The 18,323-nt window shown below is 61.0% G+C and carries 19 protein-coding genes (1 of these 19 cut by a window edge); 11 read left to right on the plus strand and 8 right to left on the minus strand.

What is annotated here, in order from left to right; translation table 11 throughout:
• The 3 genes from hrpB to AS026_RS28445 form a co-directional block, all read left to right on the plus strand.
• Positions 1 to 2,233, plus strand: the 3' portion of a protein-coding gene (gene hrpB, locus AS026_RS28435; RefSeq protein ID WP_062373701.1) for an ATP-dependent helicase HrpB. 233 nt of this gene lie to the left of the window's left edge; the window shows 2,233 of its 2,466 coding nt (coding positions 234-2,466); its start codon lies beyond the left edge, outside the window; it ends in the stop codon at positions 2,231 to 2,233.
• Positions 2,234 to 2,260: 27 nt separating this feature from the next.
• On the plus strand, positions 2,261 to 3,571 hold the full coding sequence (locus AS026_RS28440) for an ActS/PrrB/RegB family redox-sensitive histidine kinase (protein WP_025657900.1): 1,311 nt from the start codon (positions 2,261 to 2,263) through the stop codon (positions 3,569 to 3,571).
• A gap of 71 nt (positions 3,572 to 3,642) precedes the next feature.
• Positions 3,643 to 4,218: an ActR/PrrA/RegA family redox response regulator transcription factor gene (locus tag AS026_RS28445; RefSeq protein WP_025657901.1), complete on the plus strand. Its 576-nt coding sequence runs from the start codon at positions 3,643 to 3,645 to the stop codon at positions 4,216 to 4,218.
• Between the two features lie 2 nt (positions 4,219 to 4,220).
• On the opposite strand, the gene AS026_RS28450 is transcribed toward AS026_RS28445, so the two are convergent.
• Entirely contained in the window at positions 4,221 to 4,715 is a 495-nt protein-coding gene (locus tag AS026_RS28450) for an MmcB family DNA repair protein (protein ID WP_026372086.1), read from the minus strand.
• A gap of 180 nt (positions 4,716 to 4,895) precedes the next feature.
• Here AS026_RS28450 and AS026_RS28455 point away from each other — a divergent pair, with 180 nt between their 5' ends.
• Positions 4,896 to 5,582, plus strand: a complete 687-nt coding sequence (locus AS026_RS28455) for a L,D-transpeptidase (RefSeq protein WP_025657903.1) — start codon at positions 4,896 to 4,898, stop codon at positions 5,580 to 5,582.
• A gap of 72 nt (positions 5,583 to 5,654) precedes the next feature.
• On the opposite strand, the gene AS026_RS28460 is transcribed toward AS026_RS28455, so the two are convergent.
• The 5 genes from AS026_RS28460 to hslV form a co-directional block, all read right to left on the minus strand.
• On the minus strand, positions 5,655 to 7,826 hold the full coding sequence (locus AS026_RS28460) for a malate synthase G (RefSeq protein WP_062373703.1): 2,172 nt from the start codon (positions 7,824 to 7,826) through the stop codon (positions 5,655 to 5,657).
• Between the two features lie 89 nt (positions 7,827 to 7,915).
• Entirely contained in the window at positions 7,916 to 9,328 is a 1,413-nt protein-coding gene (locus tag AS026_RS28465) for a cytochrome P450 (protein ID WP_025657905.1), read from the minus strand.
• A gap of 52 nt (positions 9,329 to 9,380) precedes the next feature.
• The gene (locus AS026_RS28470; protein WP_062374243.1) at positions 9,381 to 10,328 is read right to left on the minus strand and encodes a DUF1402 family protein; all 948 of its coding nucleotides are present in this window, start codon (positions 10,326 to 10,328) and stop codon (positions 9,381 to 9,383) included.
• A 187-nt stretch (positions 10,329 to 10,515) separates the two neighbouring features.
• Entirely contained in the window at positions 10,516 to 11,823 is a 1,308-nt protein-coding gene (gene hslU / locus AS026_RS28475) for an ATP-dependent protease ATPase subunit HslU (protein ID WP_018859443.1), read from the minus strand.
• A 39-nt stretch (positions 11,824 to 11,862) separates the two neighbouring features.
• A complete protein-coding gene (gene hslV, locus AS026_RS28480; protein ID WP_018859442.1) occupies positions 11,863 to 12,390 on the minus strand; it encodes an ATP-dependent protease subunit HslV in 528 nt (175 codons plus the stop codon).
• 178 nt (positions 12,391 to 12,568) lie between these two features.
• Here hslV and hisB point away from each other — a divergent pair, with 178 nt between their 5' ends.
• The 7 genes from hisB to coaA are packed head-to-tail and all read left to right on the plus strand — an operon-like array spanning position 12,569 to position 17,223.
• Entirely contained in the window at positions 12,569 to 13,177 is a 609-nt protein-coding gene (hisB, locus tag AS026_RS28485) for an imidazoleglycerol-phosphate dehydratase HisB (RefSeq protein ID WP_018859441.1), read from the plus strand.
• 23 nt (positions 13,178 to 13,200) lie between these two features.
• On the plus strand, positions 13,201 to 13,686 hold the full coding sequence (locus AS026_RS28490; RefSeq protein ID WP_062373706.1) for a DUF2628 domain-containing protein: 486 nt from the start codon (positions 13,201 to 13,203) through the stop codon (positions 13,684 to 13,686).
• Positions 13,687 to 14,337 (plus strand): imidazole glycerol phosphate synthase subunit HisH, encoded by a 651-nt coding sequence (gene hisH / locus AS026_RS28495; RefSeq protein WP_025657908.1) that lies wholly within the window; start codon positions 13,687 to 13,689, stop codon positions 14,335 to 14,337.
• Positions 14,338 to 14,363: 26 nt separating this feature from the next.
• Complete coding sequence (hisA, locus tag AS026_RS28500; protein ID WP_025657909.1) at positions 14,364 to 15,113, plus strand: 1-(5-phosphoribosyl)-5-[(5-phosphoribosylamino)methylideneamino]imidazole-4-carboxamide isomerase; 750 nt, start codon at positions 14,364 to 14,366, stop codon at positions 15,111 to 15,113.
• Positions 15,110 to 15,892, plus strand: a complete 783-nt coding sequence (gene hisF / locus AS026_RS28505) for an imidazole glycerol phosphate synthase subunit HisF (RefSeq protein WP_018859437.1) — start codon at positions 15,110 to 15,112, stop codon at positions 15,890 to 15,892. The genes hisA and hisF overlap by 4 nt, the downstream gene beginning before the upstream one ends.
• A gap of 15 nt (positions 15,893 to 15,907) precedes the next feature.
• The gene (locus AS026_RS28510; protein ID WP_025657910.1) at positions 15,908 to 16,231 is read left to right on the plus strand and encodes a phosphoribosyl-ATP diphosphatase; all 324 of its coding nucleotides are present in this window, start codon (positions 15,908 to 15,910) and stop codon (positions 16,229 to 16,231) included.
• Positions 16,228 to 17,223 (plus strand): type I pantothenate kinase, encoded by a 996-nt coding sequence (coaA, locus tag AS026_RS28515; protein WP_018859435.1) that lies wholly within the window; start codon positions 16,228 to 16,230, stop codon positions 17,221 to 17,223. Before AS026_RS28510 ends, coaA begins: the two co-directional genes overlap by 4 nt.
• On the opposite strand, the gene AS026_RS28520 is transcribed toward coaA, so the two are convergent.
• Both AS026_RS28520 and arfB read right to left on the minus strand, forming a co-directional pair.
• Positions 17,220 to 17,831, minus strand: coding sequence for an alpha-ketoglutarate-dependent dioxygenase AlkB (locus tag AS026_RS28520; protein ID WP_062373709.1), 612 nt, complete (start codon positions 17,829 to 17,831; stop codon positions 17,220 to 17,222). The genes coaA and AS026_RS28520 overlap by 4 nt on opposite strands.
• Before the next feature lies 1 nt (position 17,832).
• Positions 17,833 to 18,267: an alternative ribosome rescue aminoacyl-tRNA hydrolase ArfB gene (gene arfB, locus AS026_RS28525; RefSeq protein WP_018859433.1), complete on the minus strand. Its 435-nt coding sequence runs from the start codon at positions 18,265 to 18,267 to the stop codon at positions 17,833 to 17,835.
• Positions 18,268 to 18,323 lie beyond the last annotated feature (56 nt).

Genomic DNA, 18,323 nt, shown 5'->3' on the forward strand with positions numbered 1-18,323 from the left:
GCTTGGCGAGACTGTGGGGGAAACGGTCGGCTATCGCATGCGGCTCGACACCAGGGTTTCCGCCAAGACCCGCATCGAGGTCGTGACCGAAGGCGTGTTCGCGCGCATGATCCTCGAGGATCCGGAACTCTCGGGTGTCTCGACCGTCATCTTCGACGAGTTTCATGAACGCTCGCTGGACGCCGACTTCGGCCTGGCGTTGGCGCTCGACGTACAATCCGCCTTGCGCGACGACCTGCGCCTGCTGGTGATGTCGGCGACGCTTGACGTTGCGCGCGTTGCTGCGCTTCTCGACCAGCCGCCCGTTATCGAAAGCATGGGGCGAAGCTATCCGATCGACGTCCGCTACAAGGATCGGCCGGGCGGCGAACGCATAGAGGATGCGATGACGCGTGCGATCGTCGACGCCCATGCCAGTGAAAGCGGATCGATCCTCGCCTTCCTGCCCGGCCAGGCGGAGATCGCCCGCACGGCGGAGCGGCTCCAAGGACGCTTCGGGCCGGAGACACTGATTGCGCCCCTCTACGGCAACCTGACACAGAAAGAACAGGACGCGGCAATCCGACCGGCCGAAGGCGGGACGCGCAAGATCGTGCTCGCCACCTCGATTGCCGAGACATCGATCACCATCGACGGCGTACGGATCGTAATCGATAGCGGCTTGCAGCGGCTTCCGGTGTTCGAGGCCTCAACCGGCATCACACGGCTGGAAACGGTGCGCGTCTCTCGCGCCTCCGCCGACCAGCGTTCCGGGCGAGCCGGCCGAACCGAGCCCGGCATCGCCATCCGCCTCTGGCATCAGGGACAGACCGCGGCCTTGCCGGCTTTCACGCCGCCGCAGATTCTCTCCAGCGATCTCTCCGGCCTGGTCCTCGACCTTGCCCACTGGGGCGTTCAGGATGCCCGCGCGCTGTCCTTCGTCGACCAGCCGCCGGAGACGACGCTGGCGGAGGCGCGCGCGCTCTTGTTGCAACTCGGCGCGCTAGACAAGGACGGCGCACTCACCGCGCGCGGACGGACGATGCGTGACCTTGCGCTGCCGCCACGTTTGGCCGCCATGGTGATCTCAGCCGGCGAGACGGGACAAGCGAGAGATGCGGCCGCCCTTGCCGTGCTGCTGACCGAACAGGGCCTCGGTGGTCCCGGTATTGACCTCGAGGAACGGATGCGACGCTTCCGGTCGGAACGAGGTGAGCGCGCGGAGGGCGCGCGCCAGCTGGCGGCTCGACTGGCCAAGGGTCTCGATGTCGCAAAGTCAACGGAACCGAGCCAGACGGGACGCCTTCTGCTGCACGCCTTTCCCGACCGAATCGCGCTGCAACGCGGCGGCAGAGGCCGATTCCTGATGGCGAACGGGCGCGGTGCGGAGCTGCCGGAAACCGAGCGACTTGCCGGCACCCAGATGCTCGTCATCGCCGACTTGACCGGCCGGGCGGCACAGGGGCGAATTCTGGCTGCAGCAGAGGTTTCGCGTGGCGAGATCGAGGAAGAGCTACCTGGCGCCATTTCCACCGACAATCAGGTCTTCTTCGACCGCCAGAGCCGGCAGGTCAGAGCCCGGCGCGCGACGCGGCTCGGCGCCATTGTCTTCGAGGAGACGCCACTGCCGCGTCCAACCGGCGAAACCGTCAGCCGCGCGCTGGCGGAAGGCGTGCGCGAGCTGGGGCTGGAACTGCTGCCCTTTTCCAAGGAAGCCATGCAGCTGCGTGAACGCATCGGCTTTCTTCATCGCAACATCGGCGATCCGTGGCCTGATGTCAGCGACCAGGCACTGCTTGCGCGGCTGGACGAGTGGTTCGTTCCCTACCAGACGGATGCCCGCGGGATTTCCGACATTTCCTCGTCTGCTCTTTCGAACGGGTTGATGGCGCTGATCCCGCACGAGCTGCAGCGGGATCTTTCCCGCCTCGCCCCGACGCATTTCGAAGCGCCGACGGGACAGCGGCATCCGATCCAGTACGACGGCGAGGAGCCGACTCTGACGATCCGCGTGCAGGAACTCTTCGGCCTCAAGCAGCACCCGGCAATTGGAGGCGGAAGGCTGCCGCTGCTTCTGGAACTGACGTCGCCCGCGCACCGACCGATCCAGACGACACGCGACCTGCCGGGCTTCTGGGCCGGATCGTGGAAGGACGTGCGCGCCGACATGCGCGGCCGCTATCCCAAGCACCCCTGGCCGGAACGGCCGGAGGACGCCCCGCCGACGACAAGGGCAAAACCGCGTGGTACATGAGCCCTAGCATGGCCCAAGGAATGTCAAATGGTCGATACTGTCGAAAGTTCGTCGGAAGAGGATAGGCACAACAGCAGGCGCCTGAGACTGCAGACGCTGGTGCGGCTGAGATGGCTTGCCGTCGGCGGCCAGGCCGTGACGGTGTTCATCGTTGCCTTCTGGCTGAAGTTTCCGCTTCCGCTTATTGCCTGCGGGTTGCTGATCGCGGCGCTGGCGGCGGTCAACTTCTACCTGATGATCCGCTACCCGCCGACGCACCGGCTCTACCCAGGCGCCGCCTTCGCACTGCTCGGTTTCGATCTACTGCAGCTTTGCGCACTGCTCTTCATCACCGGCGGCCTTGCTAATCCCTTCGCCGCGCTCGTCTGCGTTCCCGTGATCATTTCCTTCGCATCGCAGCCGATCCGCTTCAGCACGGTGCTCATTATCATTGCGATGGTCTGCATCACCATCCTTGCCTTTTCACCCTTTCCCTTGCCGTGGTTCGACGGGGTCGAGATCAATGTGCACACGGTGATGCAGTTCGGCGTCTGGTGCTCGATCGCATCGACCATGGCCTTCGCCGCCTTCTATGCATACCGGGTCTCAATGGAGGCGAGCCAGCTCGCCGACGCGCTGGCGGCAACCGAACTCGTGCTGCAGCGGGAGAAACACCTTTCGCAGCTGGACGGTCTTGCCGCAGCAGCGGCACACGAACTCGGAACGCCGCTTGCCACCATCAGCGTGGTTGCCAAGGAAATGGAACGGGAACTGAAGGATGACGATCGCTTTCGCGAGGACGTGCAACTCCTGCGGAGCCAGAGCGAGCGCTGCCGCGACATCCTGCGGCGGCTGGCGACGCTCTCGGCAGAGGGCGAGGCCCATCTTCGGCGGCTGCCGCTCTCATCCATGATGGAAGAGATCGTGGCGCCGCACAGGGAGTTCGGGATCAAACTCGAGCTCATCGAGAAGAGCCCGCGCAAGGGCGAGCCTATCACCGACCGCAATGCCGGCATCATGTACGGGCTCGGCAATCTGATCGAGAACGCCGTCGACTACGCGCGCGACAAGGTAACGGTCACGGTCGAACACGATCTGAGAAAGGTCCGCATCACCATCGAGGACGATGGAGAGGGCTATTCTTCCGATATCCTGACCCGGATCGGCGAGCCCTACGTCACGAAGCGGCAACGGGAGGACCGGGCCGGTGGGCTGGGACTTGGCCTCTTTATCGCCAAGACGCTCCTGGAACGATCCGGCGCGTCGTTGGTCTTCGAGAACCGCATGCCGGAAGCCGCCGGAGCGCGTGTCCGTGTCGAATGGCCGCGCATGCTGATCGATGCGAATTCGACAAAATGACGCTATGGGCATAATGAAAAAGCTGAATAATTGACTTATATCAGGCGGGGCAGCCGCCGGGATTGATAGATATGAACGAGCTTGACCACGATTCCTCCCTCGCCAATGCGGATCATATCGGTCCGGACGCCAGCTTGCTGATCGTTGACGATGACGGTCCCTTCCTGCGCCGTCTGGCGCGCGCGATGGAGACACGAGGCTTCACGGTCGAGACAGCTGAGTCAGTCGCCGAAGGTGTTGCCAAGTCCAAGAGCCATCCACCGAAATATGCCGTCGTGGACCTGCGGCTTGGTGATGGCAACGGTCTGGACGTAATCGAGGCAATCCGCCAGCGCCGCGACGATACCCGGATCATCGTTCTGACCGGCTACGGCAATATTGCAACAGCCGTTACCGCTGTGAAGCTCGGCGCGGTCGATTATCTGGCAAAGCCCGCCGATGCGGACGACGTCTATGCCGCCCTGACGCAGCGGGCGGGCGAGAAAGCAGAGCTACCGGAAAACCCGATGTCAGCCGACCGTGTGCGTTGGGAGCATATCCAGCGGGTCTATGAAATGTGCGAGCGCAATGTTTCGGAGACCGCGCGGCGGCTCAATATGCATCGCCGCACGCTGCAGCGGATCCTCGCCAAGCGCGCGCCGAAATAACCCTAAATATCGTCGACTTCAAACGGCTTGCCGTTTGCCCATTCGGCCATCAGCAGGCGCTGGGCGGCTACGCGGGAGAAATTGAGCGTCACGGATTTACGCGTCGCTGGCGCAAGGCGATGTTCGGGCGCCTCGCGGATCATATGCGCGCCGTAGCCATCCGATAAAAACAACCCGCAGCCCTCGGGGAAAATCTCAAGCGGAACATCCTTGTGCGTGGCAAAAAACAGCCGATCACAATGCAGGCGATAGTCCGGCCACTTGCGGTCGACGCGAAAGTCCTCGATCGAGGTCTTGATCTCGATGATCCAGATTTCGCCCTTCTCCGAAATGGTGATCAGATCCGCCCGGCGTCCGCTCGCAAGCGACAGCTCCGGCAACACGGCGTGACGCATCTCATGAAGTAAAATCTGAGTCCCGCGCCGCACGAGCATAGCTCTGTCCGACTGCCGGCCGTCTATTAACGGATTGTTATTGTAAACACTCAAAATCGTCATGGATAACCGTAGGTCTGGCGCGCGCGTTGTTGCAAAAAAACCATGCGCTTCTAATTTGCCGCTGCGTATTGATTTTGCCGCACTGCAACAGCTTGCAAAGGCAAAGTTAATCGAAAATAAACCATAATCAAAGATGGTTCAAAAGACCGTTTCCCCTTGCCCATTTCCTAAGAGACATCCATGCGTATCCGCAATGCATTTCCTGTATTCGGCCTGATGGCGACGCTCGCTCTGGCCGGTTGCTCTTCGACTACCGAGAGCGCCTCCGTTGAAGACAAGGCCGTGCCGGGCCCGACCGTCCAGACCGCGCAGATCTTTGACGACGCCTATGGCGTGACGACGGATGCCGGATATTCGCTGCCGGCGATTCCGATCCAGAAGGTCAAGCCGCAGTTCCGCCGCCAGATCGTCTCTTACGAAACCACCGAGCGTCCGGGCACGATCATCGTCAACACCCGCGAGCGCTTCCTCTATTACATCCTGCCCGGCGGCAAGGCGATGCGTTACGGCATCGGTGTCGGCAAGCAGGGCTTCGCCTGGGCAGGCACGGCCTATGTCGCATGGAAGCAGGAATGGCCGACCTGGCATCCGCCGAAGGAAATGGCCGAGCGCAAGCCGGAAGTTGCCAAGTATGTCGAAGAGGGCATGGGCCCTGGCCTCAGCAACCCGCTCGGCGCGCGCGCCATGTATCTCTTCAACGAAAAGGGTCAGGACACCCTCTTCCGCCTGCACGGCACGCCGGAATGGGCTTCGATCGGCACCGCGGCCTCCTCGGGCTGCATTCGTCTGATGAACCAGGACGTTATCGACCTCTACAGCCGCGTACGTCCGGGCAAGACGACTTCGAAGGTCATCGTTATCCAGTAAGCTGTTGCCGAAATGGGGTATTAGAAAGGCCGCCGGAACATTGTTTCGGCGGCATTTTCTATTGATTTGTTCTTAGATAGCCTGCTTGCCCTTCAGTTCGAGGCGGCGGCGATGGAGGACAGGCTCGGTATAGCCGTTCGGCTGTGCCCTGCCCTTCAAGACAAGATCGAGTGCCGCCTGGAAGGCGATCGAACCGTCGAAATCGGTTGCCATTGGCACGTAGGCGGGATCGGATGCATTCTGCTGGTCGACGACTGCGGCCATGCGCTTCATCGTCTCGGCGATCTGCGCTTCGGTCGTGACCTTATGATGCAGCCAATTGGCCATATGCTGGGCGGAGATGCGCAGCGTCGCGCGGTCTTCCATAAGTCCGACATTGTTGATGTCGGGCACCTTGGAGCAGCCAACGCCCTGATCGACCCAGCGGACAACGTAACCGAGAATGCCCTGGGCATTGTTGTCGAGTTCACGCTGGATTTCCTCCGGCGTCCAATTCGGACGAACCGCTACGGGGACTGAAAGAATATCGGAGAGCTTGGCGCGCGCACGGTCCTTCAGACCCTGTTGAACGCGGGCGACGTTGATGCGGTGATAATGGGTCGCATGCAGCGTCGCAGCGGTTGGGGACGGAACCCAGGCAGTATTGGCGCCGGCTTTCGGGTGCGTGATTTTCTGCTCCAGCATCGCCGCCATCAGATCCGGCATGGCCCACATCCCCTTGCCGATCTGCGCATGGCCGGAAAGACCGCATTCAAGGCCGATGTCGACGTTCCAGTTCTCGTAGGCGCCGATCCAGGCAGCCTGCTTCATATCGCCCTTGCGGATCATCGGCCCGGCTTCCATCGAGGTATGGATTTCATCGCCGGTGCGGTCCAGGAAACCGGTGTTAATGAAGACGACGCGTTCGCGGGCGGCGCGGATGCACTCCTTGAGATTGACGGTAGTGCGCCGCTCCTCGTCCATAATGCCCATCTTGATGGTATTGCGCGCCATGCCGAGGGCATCCTCGACGCGCGAAAAGATCTCGGCAGCGAAGGCGACTTCCTCGGGTCCATGCATCTTTGGCTTGACGACATAGACCGAACCGGCGCGGGAATTCTTGCGCCGGCCATTGGGGCCGACGTCGTAGAGCGCAATCATGCCGGTGATCATGGCGTCCATGATCCCTTCCGGCACTTCGTTGCCGTCACGATCGAGGATGGCGGGATTCGTCATGAGATGGCCGACGTTGCGCACGAGCATCAGCGACCGGCGATGCACTTCGAAGGGCGTACCGGTCGGGCCGCTGTACTCCAAATCGGGATTGAGCTTGCGGATGAAGCTCGAGCCACCCTTGGACACCTCCTCCTGCAGGTCGCCCTTCATGAGGCCGAGCCAATTGCGATAGACGACGACCTTGTCTTCGGCGTCAACTGCTGCAACCGAGTCCTCGCAGTCCATGATCGTCGTAATCGCCGATTCCAGCCAGACGTCGGAGATGTGCGCCGGATCGCTCTTGCCGATCGCGGTCGAGGCGTCGATGACGATGTCGATATGGATGCCGTTGTTCTTTAACAGGATCTGCGTCGGCGCCGCGGCATCGCCCAGATAGCCGGCAAAATGCGCCGCATCGGTCAGCGAAACATGCTCGCCGTCAGTCGAAGTGATGGCGAGTGCACCATCCTTGACAGCAAAGGTCGCGACATCCTTCCAGTTCCAGCTGTCGAGCGGAGCAGCGGTATCGAGGAAATTGCGAACCCAGCCGATGACCTTCTCGCCGCGCTTCGGATTGTAGCTCTTGCCCTTTTCGGCGCCATCGCTCTCGGGAATCGCATCGGTCCCGTAAAGCGCATCGTAGAGCGAGCCCCAGCGCGCGTTGGCGGCGTTCAGCGCATAGCGCGCATTCATGACGGGAACGACGAGCTGCGGACCGGCGATCGAGGCGATCTCGGGATCAACGTTGGCGGTCGATACCTGAAAATCGGAGCCTTCCGGCAGGATATAGCCGATATCCCGCAGAAACGCCTGGTACGCTTCCATGTCGGTCGGCGCGCCATGCTGACGGTACCAATCATCGATTCGAAGCTGAAGTGCATCGCGCTTGGTAAGCAGTTCGCGATTGCGCGGAGCCAGATCGTGAACGATGGCCGAGAAATCTGCAAAGAACTTGTCGGCATCGATCTGCAGGCCGGGCAACGCCTCCTTCACCAGGAACTCATGAAGGACGGGTTCAACAGCAAGACCGTTTTTATCGATGCGGCTCATTCAATGTCTCCCAAGACCACGGCAGCTTTTTCATGCTGCCACTTTGCGCGGCTTTCATTCATAGTCAATTATGCAATAATTCGAAAGATTTATGCCGCTACGGACAAAGACCGCGGCGTGACGCGCATCGGCAGGCCATTTTGCGGCTGCGTCGTCAGTTTCTGAACCGGCCATGGCCTTGTCTTGTCCGTCATATCGAAGCGGAACCGGTGCATCAGCACGGCCAGAGCGATAACAGCCTCCTGCAGGGCAAAGGTCGCGCCGATGCAGACCCGCGGACCCGCGCCGAACGGGAGGAACTGGAAACGCCCGATCTTGGCGCGATTCTCCGGCAGGAACCGTTCCGGGATATAGGCGCGTGGCTTGTCCCAATAGAGCTCGTGACGATGGAGCGTCCACGGCATGATGAGAACGGTAACTCCGGCCTCGATCTCGACCGTTTCGCCTTTCGCATCGGTCCAGCGATCGGCGGCGATGGCGGCGCGATTGATCGACGGCGCCGGCGGATAGAGCCGCAGCGCCTCCTCGAAGGCGGCGCGCGTGTAAGGCATCAGGTCGAGCCATTTTACCGGCTCGACATCCTGGGCCAGCACGCGATCGATCTCCTCCTCCATCGCCTCGCGGATGTGCGGCGTGTTGGCAACGCAATAGAGCGTCCAGGCGAGCGCCCGCGCCGTCGTTTCGTGGCCCGCGCCGATGAAGGTGAGAATATTGTCTTCGATCTCGTCGTTCGTCAGCCCGCCGGTTGCAGCCTGATCAAGGAGCAAGGTCAAAAAGTCGTCCGGCGCGGAGGCTCGATCGGCTTGCATACGCGCGAGCCGGGCATCCATGGTCTGGCGCACGATGTTTCGGAACTTGTCCAGCACCTTCTGACCGCCGATGCGGGTGACGCGCGGAACCCATGAGGGCGCGCGCAGGAGATCCATCGGGTCGACGCGCCCCATGCGGTGGAGGAGTGCGTTTACATCGTCGGCAAAGCTATCGGAGGAGGTGACGATCTCGCCTGAGAACAGCGTATCGGCGAGCATGGCGAAGGTCAGTTCCGTCATGTCGGCGGCAATCTCGAAGACCTTGCCGTCTCTGCCAGCGGATTCGTATTTTGTCGCGTAGTCCTCGGACTGGCGAAGCATCTGCCCGGCGAAGCCATTTGCGTGGCGCGGCGTGAAGACCGGTGATACCGCCTTGCGGGATCGCTTCCAAACCTCTCCTTCCGCCGTCAGCAGACCGTCACGCAGGATCGGGCGCAAGATGAGTTGGCGAATATCCGACATGCGGTAATTCGTGGCATTGTCGACGAGAACATGGCGGATCAAACCGGGATCGTTGACGATCAGGGTTCTTTCCCGAAAGAACCGTGTCTGGATCCACGGCAGCGTGTAGGAAGGCTCGCCCCAGAGCTCCAGCGGATTGCGCAGGATGGTGCGGATGATCTCAAGGCGGCTCGGTGGCACCGTGCGGGGCAACGGTGCCGGCGGCTCAAAGGGATCCGGACGCATGTCCATGAGAATTCAGCCTTTCGCGGAAGATTCTAAACTCTTCCCGGCAAGGCGGAAGCTAGAGCAGGCGCTCCAACTCGTCCAGCTTGTCGTTGACCAACCAGCCGTAATAGTTTTCCTCCGGCCAGACGGTTTTGCCTGAAGCGCGGTTCTTGGCCGCCAGGGCCGCCGCGCGCTGGCGCGAATTGCCGACATTATAGAGGGTGGCGGTCAGGCCCGGATTCTTGGAAATGTCCATGTCGGCGATCTGTTTGTAATCGTCGATCGAGCGGCGAATGGAGGCAGCGACGAAGGCTAGCGAGATATCGGGCTCCATGATTGCCTTGTAGACGGCACCGGCGTCCCTCTCGTTCAGCTTTTCATAACCTGAGACCTTGGAGACGAGATCCGAGAGCATCAGCGCGGTCAGCGGGTTGATCTGGCCGAGGCCGAAGGTCTGACCAGCGTAGAAGGGCTGAAAGAAGACGGCACTGAAGCGGTTGTTCGGGTAGCTCTTGCCACCGACCGTCTTGCCTCGGAAGTCCCTTTCCCAGACGTCCTCACGGCAGCTCCACAACGTGTAGGAATCGCCCTTGCCGCTACATTCGGCAAACTCCGGCCGCTTGACGAAATCGTCCACGTCCTCGCCATCATAGGCGAAACGGAAGCTCTGGCCGGCATAGGAAGCGGCCTTCACGTAATAGGATTGCAGGCGGTCATAGGCGTCGACATTGTAGGTATGTTCGCCGACGATCGCACCGACCACGTGGATCGGGTCGATGCCATAAGCGGCCGAAACTTTCTTGATCTTGCCCATCAGTTCGTGATCCGTGGCCAAGAGGTCACGGACCTTCTCGTATTTCCGATCGAACGAGCTCTTCGTGCCCTTGGTGCGACGAACCGAGGCGTCCGGAACATCCGGTTGCTCGGCATGACGATTACCTGACGGCACCACCTGCATGGCAAAAGCAGGCACCGAGGTCAGCACCGCAGCAGCAATCAGGAGGCTTGTCAGAAGGCGTCGCACGATCAGCATTCCCATCATTTTGGCATTGTCGCGAAGCGCGCTGACTGGACCACAATCTTGGCCGAATAATGCTGGCGCCGATAACGAGACGAGCCCTTCACTAAAAAGTAAAGGGCCCGCTGTCGAGAGTCTAAGCTGTCAAAATCGCGGCGTCACATCAGTAAGGACAGGACCCGATGCTTGTTCATCACAGAATGAACCGGGACAGATCTGTGTTCTGCGCCAGGTCACCGACGTGCTCGCGGACGTAGTCGGCGTCAATCGTCACGGTCGAGCCGCCGCGATCCGGAGCGTTGAAGGAGATTTCGTCCAGAACGCGCTCCATGACGGTCTGAAGGCGACGGGCGCCGATGTTTTCGACAGACGAATTCAAGTGGACGGCCACATCAGCCAGGGCATCAATGCCATTGTCAGTGAATTCGAGGGTGAGGCCTTCCGTTTCCATCAGCGCCTTGTACTGCCTGATAAGACTCGCCTCGGTTTCCGTCAGGATACGGCGGAAGTCTTCCTTTGTGAGCGCGCGCAGTTCGACGCGGATCGGCAGACGACCCTGCAATTCCGGCAACAGATCGGACGGCTTGGAGACATGGAATGCGCCGGAGGCGATGAAAAGGACGTGGTCCGTCTTCACCGGCCCGTACTTCGTCGAGACCGTCGTTCCTTCGACCAGGGGAAGCAGGTCGCGCTGCACGCCTTCGCGCGAAACGCCGGCACCCATGCCGCCGTCGCGAGCGGCGATCTTGTCGATCTCGTCGAGGAAGACGATGCCGTCATTCTCGACCGCACGAACCGCCTCGCGCTGGATAACTTCGTTGTCGATCAGCTTGTCGGACTCGTCGCGGATCAGATCCGTGTAGGATGCCTTGACCGTCGTGCGGACCTTCTTGGTGCGGCCACCCATCGCCTTCCCGAACATTTCGGAGAGGTTGAGCACGCCGATATTTGCGCCCGGCATGCCGGGAATGTCGAAGCCACCCATGCCGGTACCGGTGTCGGCGATCTCGATATCGATCTCCTTGTCATCAAGTTCACCGTTGCGCAGCTTCTTGCGGAAGCTGTCACGGGTCGCCGGCGAGGCCGTGGCGCCGACGAGCGCATCGAGAACGCGTTCCTCGGCGCTCATATGCGCCTTTGCCTGCACTTCGCTCCGCTTCTTCTCGCGTGCGAGCCCGATGCCGACCTCGACGAGATCGCGGATGATCTGCTCCACGTCGCGTCCGACGTAACCGACTTCGGTGAACTTGGTCGCTTCAACCTTGATGAAGGGCGCGCCCGCCAGCTTGGCGAGACGGCGAGAGATTTCCGTCTTGCCGACACCGGTCGGGCCGATCATCAGGATGTTCTTTGGCATCACTTCGTCGCGTAGATCCGGATCGAGCTGGTGGCGACGCCAACGGTTGCGCAGCGCGATTGCCACCGCGCGCTTGGCCTCATGCTGGCCGATGATGTAGCGGTCAAGTTCGGAAACGATCTCGCGGGGGGAAAATGTGGTCATATCGAATATCCCATCGGGGCGTGAATCTTTGAAACCGGGTCAAGCTTCGGCGTCGAGCGTTTCCACCACCACATTATGGTTCGTGTAGACGCAAATATCGGCGGCAATATCGAGGGCGCGACGCGCGACCTCTTCGGCGGATTTGTCTGTGTCCATCAGGGCGCGGGCCGCAGCGAGCGCATAATTGCCACCCGAACCGATCGCCATGGCGCCGTGCTCCGGCTCGAGAACATCGCCGTTGCCTGTTATCGCCAGCGTCACCTGCTTGTCAGCGACGAGCATCATGGCTTCGAGGTTGCGGAGATACTTGTCCGTGCGCCAATCCTTGGCAAGCTCGACGGCGGCGCGCATCAGCTGCCCCGGATATTGCTCGAGCTTCTTTTCGAGGCGTTCGAGGAGCGTGAACGCATCCGCAGTGGCGCCTGCGAAACCGGCAATGACCTCGCCCTTGCCGATGCGCCGCACCTTGCGGGCGTTGCCCTTCATCACGGTCTGGCCGAGGCTTACCTGACCATCGCCGGCCATGATGACCTTACCGCCCTTTCGAACTGTAATAATCGTTGTCATCTATTCACCTTTGCCCGTCTGCCGGGCTTGTTGTGTCGGGCCGAACGCCGGCCCTGTCGAGCCCTATGTAAGTGCGTGAATGCCGATTGCAAATGGCGTCTTTTTCTGCTGCCGCGGTTCTGGATATTTCGCGGCACGCCTGATAAGGAACGCCCGTATTTCCCGATGGAGCAGCCTTATGGCCGAGACCGCAGCAAGCCGCACGGGTACCGTGTCCCGCAAGACGAACGAGACTTCGGTTTCCGTTTCCGTCAATCTCGACGGCACCGGAAAGTCGAAAATTTCGACTGGCGTCGGCTTCTTCGACCATATGCTCGACCAGCTGTCACGACATTCGCTGATCAACATGGAAATCGAGACCAAGGGCGATCTCCATATCGACGACCACCATACAGTGGAAGACACCGGTATCGCGATCGGCCAGGCGATTGCCAAGGCACTCGGCGACCGCCGCGGCATCACGCGCTATGCATCGATCGACCTCGCCATGGACGAGACGATGACGAAGGCAGCCGTCGACCTCTCCGGTCGCCCCTTCCTTGTCTGGAACGTCACCTTCAGCGCGCCGAAGATCGGCACGTTCGACACCGAACTCGTTCGCGAATTCTTCCAGGCGCTTGCCCAGAACGCCGGCATCACCTTGCATATTCTCAACCATTATGGTGCCAACAACCACCATATTGCAGAGACGTGCTTCAAGGCCGTTGCCCGCGCGCTGCGTACGGCGACAGAGATCGATCCGAGACAGGCGGGCCGTGTTCCCTCGACGAAGGGCACGCTCGTCTGAGCCCCCTGAGGGAGCTTGACGACATGACTTCCAGCTATTTGGTTCTGACTGCGCCTAGCGGAACAGACTCCAACCACGAGAAGACGCGCTTCATTCGCGACGGTTTTACCGTGCTCGGGTTTCTCTTCCCCTGGGTATGGCTGGCCTTCCACCGGCTGTGGCTCTACGCCATCGCGGCATTTCTCCTGCAAAGCCTTGGCGGTGCGCTGGCAGACCGCGCAGACCTCTGGCCCGTCGGCGTTACGATCACCTTCGGCACCAGTCTGCTGGTGGCGCTCGAGGGCCAGAATCTTCGCATCCGCAATCTGGTTGCGAAGGGCTGGGCTGAGGCCGACCTCGTTTCCGCCGACTCGCTGCAGACCGCAGAAGAAGTCTACTTTTTGAATGTCCAGACCGACGCCGGCGACAGCCGCCCGGCGCCGTCGCCGCAATGGGATCCCGCAGCCCATGCCCCGCGACACGGCAACGCCACCTCGCTCGGTCTCTTTGGTTTTGATGGAGGACGCTGAATGCGCGTCGCAATTATAGACTACGGTTCCGGCAACCTGCGTTCGGCGACGAAGGCCTTCGAACGGGCCGCGCGGGAAGTCGGCATCGATGCCTCGATCGATCTGACCGACAAGGCCGAGGTTGTATCCGCCGCCGATCGCGTGGTGCTGCCGGGTGTTGGCGCCTATGCCGACTGCCGACGCGGCCTCGATGCCGTTTCCGGCATGTCGGACGCTCTGATCGATGTGGTTGAGAAGAAGGCCCGGCCCTTCCTTGGTATTTGCGTCGGCATGCAGTTGATGTCATCGCGCGGTCTCGAGAAGACCGTCACGGATGGCTTTGGCTGGATACCCGGCGATGTCGTCGAAATGACGCCAGGTGATGCCAATCTGAAGATTCCACAGATCGGCTGGAATACGCTGGATCTGAAATCCCCCCACCCGTTGTTCGACGGCATTCCGACGGGGCCGAACGGGCTGCATGCCTATTTTGTGCATTCCTACCATCTGGCGGCGAAAAACCCCGCCGACGTGCTCGCGACGGCCGATTACGGCGGCCCGATCACCGCCTTCGTCGGTCGCGACAACATGGCCGGAGCCCAGTTCCATCCCGAAAAGAGCCAGAAGCTCGGCCTCGCCCTGATTGCCAATTTCCTGCGCTGGAAGCCTTGAGCTCGCGCATTGCAAGGACTGACAGAATGATCCTATTTCCCGCAATTGACCTCAAGGATGGGCAGTGCGTTCGCCTCAAGCTTGGCGATATGGACCAGGCAACCGTCTACAATCCCGATCCAGGAGCTCAGGCGAAGGCCTTTGAAGACCAGGGATTCGAATGGCTGCATGTCGTTGACTTGAATGGCGCCTTTGCTGGCGAAAGCGTCAACGGCGCTGCTGTCGACGCGATCCTGAAGGCAACGAAGAACCCCGTTCAGCTTGGTGGCGGCATCCGTACACTCGACCATATCGAGAATTGGCTGTCGCGCGGCCTTGCCCGCGTCATTCTCGGAACGATCGCCGTGCGCGATCCGGCGCTCGTGATTGAAGCCTGCAAGAGGTTTCCCGGCCGTGTTGCTGTCGGAATCGATGCCAAGGGCGGCAAAGTCGCGGTCGAGGGTTGGGCCGAGGCCTCCGAGCTCGGCGTCATCGAGCTCGCGAAGAAGTTCGAGGGCGCCGGCGTTGCCGCGATCATCTACACCGACATCGACCGCGACGGCATCCTTGCCGGCATCAACTGGTCGTCGACGCTCGAGCTTGCCGAAGCCGTATCGATCCCCGTCATCGCGTCCGGCGGCCTTGCTTCGATCGAGGACGTGAAGCGGATGCTCGAGCCCGACGCACGCAAGCTCGAGGGTGCGATTTCCGGCCGCGCGCTCTATGATGGACGCATCGACCCGCAAGAAGCGCTGGCGCTGATTTCAGCCGCACGCGCAAAGGAGACTGCACAATGACCCTCAAGGCTCGCGTCATTCCCTGCCTCGACGTCAAGGACGGCCGCGTCGTCAAGGGTGTCAACTTCGTCAATCTGGTAGATGCCGGAGACCCGGTCGAGGCCGCCAAGGCCTACGATGCCGCCGGCGCCGACGAACTTTGCTTTCTCGACATTACCGCTTCCTCGGACAATCGCGAGACGATCTTCGATGTCGTCGCTCGCACCGCCGAGCAATGCTTCATGCCTGTCACCGTCGGCGGCGGCGTTCGCACCATCGCTGACATTCGCAAGCTGCTGCTTTGTGGCGCGGACAAGATCTCTATCAACTCGGCCGCCGTCAACAATCCGGATTTCGTTGCGGAGGCCGCCGACAAGTTCGGCGACCAATGCATCGTCGTCTCGATCGACGCCAAGCGGCGGACAGTGCCTGTCCAAGGGGATGTCAGCGCCTGGGAGATCTATACGCATGGTGGCCGCAATGCGACCGGCATCGATGCCGTGGATTTCGCTCGGAAAATGGTCGAGCGTGGCGCCGGCGAGCTGCTTGTTACCTCAATGGACCGGGACGGGACGAAGGTCGGCTACGATCTCGAACTGACGCGTGCCATAGCGGATTCGGTTCGGGTGCCGGTGATAGCTTCGGGCGGCGTCGGCGACCTCGATGACCTCGTGGCCGGGGTCAAGCAAGGACATGCCAATGCCGTTCTGGCTGCTTCGATCTTCCACTTTGGTACCTATTCCGTCGGGGAAGCGAAGCGCTATATGTCGTCGTGCGGCATCGACATGCGTCTGGATTGAGTGGAAAGCGGAATCATGAGCGAATTTACCCTCGCAGACCTGGAAAAGATCGTCGATGCGCGATCGAAGGCCTCTCCGGAAGAATCCTGGACGGCAAAGCTCGTTTCTGCCGGTCAGCCAAAAGCGGCCAAGAAACTCGGCGAAGAGGCGATCGAGACCGTGATTGCAGCGATCGCCGATGACCGCGAAAACCTTACCTATGAAGCCGCCGACCTGCTCTATCACCTATTGGTCGTATTGAAGGTCGCAGGCATTCCGTTGCAAAGTGTCATGGCGGAGCTTGAGCGCCGTACCGCTCAATCCGGCCTGAAAGAAAAGGCGAGCCGGCAAAGTTCATGAGTATCGCAAGACAGCTCATCGGAGCGCCCGAAACGCTCGATCATTTTCAGGCGAATGCCTATTCGCCCTATCACTTCTTTTCTTCCGAGGAATGGGCGCGCTTCCGGGCGGATACGCCGCTCACCCTGAAGGGGGACGAGGTCAAGCGGCTGCGCTCCATGGGCGACCCCATCGACCTCGATGAAGTGCGGCGCATCTATCTGTCGCTGTCGCGCCTTCTGTCGGCGCATGTGGAATCCTCGCAGCTGCTGTTCGAGCAGCGCAATCGCTTCCTCAGCCTCTCCAACGTCGCGAAGACTCCCTTCGTGATCGGCATCGCCGGCTCCGTGGCTGTCGGCAAATCGACGACCGCCCGTATCCTGAAGGAACTGCTGTCGCGCTGGCCGTCCAGTCCAAAGGTGGATCTTGTCACCACGGACGGCTTCCTGCACCCGAATGCCGTGCTGCAGCGTGAAAACCTGATGCAGCGCAAGGGTTTTCCCGAGAGCTACGACACCGGCGCGATCCTGCGTTTCCTGGCCGCGATCAAGGCTGGGCAGCCGAACGTCAAGGCACCGTCCTATTCGCATCTTGTCTATGACGTGCTGCCGAACGAGTACAAGATCGTCGATCGGCCGGATATTCTGATCTTCGAGGGCATCAACGTGCTGCAGTCGCGCGACCTGCCGGCTGGCGGCAAGATCGTTCCGATGGTTTCCGACTTCTTCGACTTCTCGATCTACATCGATGCGGATGAAAGTCGGATTCACGACTGGTATGTGACGCGTTTCCTGCGGCTGCGCGAAACGGCGTTTCGCGATCCCCACTCCTTCTTCCACCGCTATGCCTCGATCAGCGAGGAGGAAGCGCTGACGATTGCCGAAGGCCTCTGGGAAAACATCAACCTGAAGAACCTGCGGGAAAACATCCTCCCGACGCGCCCGCGTGCCGACCTTATCCTGCGCAAGGGCAACAATCACCTAATAGAACAGGTCGCATTGAGGAAGCTCTAGGCCGTTACCCGGCGAAGCGTCAGATTGATCCGGCCGCCATTCTTCAGCAAGGTCGACGTCGATGGATAGATCCTGTCGACGCCATGGAAGCAAAGGCGCCCTTCCGCACCCAAGATCACGACATCGCCGCTTGAGAGCTTGAAGGAAAGCGTGCGGTCGTCGCGCGCGAGGCCACCGACGCGAAACAGGCAGCTATTGCCGAGCGAGATCGACACAACAGGCGCTGCAAGGTCCTGTTCATCCTTGTCCTGATGCAGTCCCATGCGGGCCTCGTCGGAGTAGAAGTTGACGAGGCAGGCCTGTGGCGGCTTGTCATAGCCAGAGACGTCGTTCCAGATCTCGATCAATTCCACAGGCATGTCCGGCCAGGGCTTGCCCGTAACGGGGTGGGTCGGCTGATAGCGATAGCCGCGCTCCTTGTCGGTTACCCAGCCGAGCGGTCCGCAATTCGTCATGCGCACCGACATCGGCCTGCCGGTGCCAGGCATGACGGGCACGAAGAGCGGCGCATCCGCCACGATCGACCTGACAATATCCACCAAAGCCTGCTGTCGCGGCCGGTCCAGATAGTCAGGACGATGACTGACGCCGTTCGGAAGCTTCAGCATATCAATCTCCGAGCGGTCGCCCGCGCATCTTCTTCACCTCCGCACGGCCCGATTTCTCCTTCAGCCGGCGCTCGACCGACCCCTTTGTCGGCTTGGTTTTCTTGCGCGGTGGCGGTGGCGGTTTTGCCGCCTCGAGAATCAGTTCCTTCAGCCGCTCGCGCGCGTCTTCGCGGTTGCGATCCTGGCTGCGAAAGCGGCTTGCCTCGATCATCAACACGCCCTCTTTCGAGAGGCGCTTCCCGGCCAGTTTCACGGCATTCGCTTTCACCCGCTCCGTCAAGGACGGTGAGTTTGGGATGTTGAAGAAGAGCTGGACTGCTGTCGAGACCTTGTTGACGTTCTGCCCGCCGGGGCCGCCCGCCAGAACGAACTGCTCGGTCAACTCCCACCCGGCGATGATGATTCGATCGTTGATGTAAAGCGGTTCGCTGGCCATACATTTTCTATCTCACATCGGCCGGCCCTTGGGAACAGACAAAGAAACCCGGCGGA

It is taken from the genome of Rhizobium altiplani, assembly GCF_001542405.1.
Taxonomy (GTDB): Bacteria; Pseudomonadota; Alphaproteobacteria; order Rhizobiales; family Rhizobiaceae; genus Rhizobium; species Rhizobium altiplani.

Bases quoted from the DNA above. Each gene is read 5' to 3' on its own strand.
- AS026_RS28440 (WP_025657900.1), top strand. From the start codon at position 2,261: ATGGTCGATACTGTCGAAAGTTCGTCGGAAGAGGATAGGCACAACAGC.
- AS026_RS28445 (WP_025657901.1), top strand. From the start codon at position 3,643: ATGAACGAGCTTGACCACGATTCCTCCCTCGCCAATGCGGATCATATC.
- AS026_RS28450 (WP_026372086.1), bottom strand. From the start codon at position 4,715: ATGACGATTTTGAGTGTTTACAATAACAATCCGTTAATAGACGGCCGG.
- AS026_RS28455 (WP_025657903.1), top strand. From the start codon at position 4,896: ATGCGTATCCGCAATGCATTTCCTGTATTCGGCCTGATGGCGACGCTC.
- AS026_RS28460 (WP_062373703.1), bottom strand. From the start codon at position 7,826: ATGAGCCGCATCGATAAAAACGGTCTTGCTGTTGAACCCGTCCTTCAT.
- AS026_RS28465 (WP_025657905.1), bottom strand. From the start codon at position 9,328: ATGGACATGCGTCCGGATCCCTTTGAGCCGCCGGCACCGTTGCCCCGC.
- hslU (WP_018859443.1), bottom strand. From the start codon at position 11,823: ATGACCACATTTTCCCCCCGCGAGATCGTTTCCGAACTTGACCGCTAC.
- hslV (WP_018859442.1), bottom strand. From the start codon at position 12,390: ATGACAACGATTATTACAGTTCGAAAGGGCGGTAAGGTCATCATGGCC.
- hisB (WP_018859441.1), top strand. From the start codon at position 12,569: ATGGCCGAGACCGCAGCAAGCCGCACGGGTACCGTGTCCCGCAAGACG.
- AS026_RS28490 (WP_062373706.1), top strand. From the start codon at position 13,201: ATGACTTCCAGCTATTTGGTTCTGACTGCGCCTAGCGGAACAGACTCC.
- hisH (WP_025657908.1), top strand. From the start codon at position 13,687: ATGCGCGTCGCAATTATAGACTACGGTTCCGGCAACCTGCGTTCGGCG.
- hisA (WP_025657909.1), top strand. From the start codon at position 14,364: ATGATCCTATTTCCCGCAATTGACCTCAAGGATGGGCAGTGCGTTCGC.
- hisF (WP_018859437.1), top strand. From the start codon at position 15,110: ATGACCCTCAAGGCTCGCGTCATTCCCTGCCTCGACGTCAAGGACGGC.
- AS026_RS28510 (WP_025657910.1), top strand. From the start codon at position 15,908: ATGAGCGAATTTACCCTCGCAGACCTGGAAAAGATCGTCGATGCGCGA.
- coaA (WP_018859435.1), top strand. From the start codon at position 16,228: ATGAGTATCGCAAGACAGCTCATCGGAGCGCCCGAAACGCTCGATCAT.
- AS026_RS28520 (WP_062373709.1), bottom strand. From the start codon at position 17,831: ATGCTGAAGCTTCCGAACGGCGTCAGTCATCGTCCTGACTATCTGGAC.
- arfB (WP_018859433.1), bottom strand. From the start codon at position 18,267: ATGGCCAGCGAACCGCTTTACATCAACGATCGAATCATCATCGCCGGG.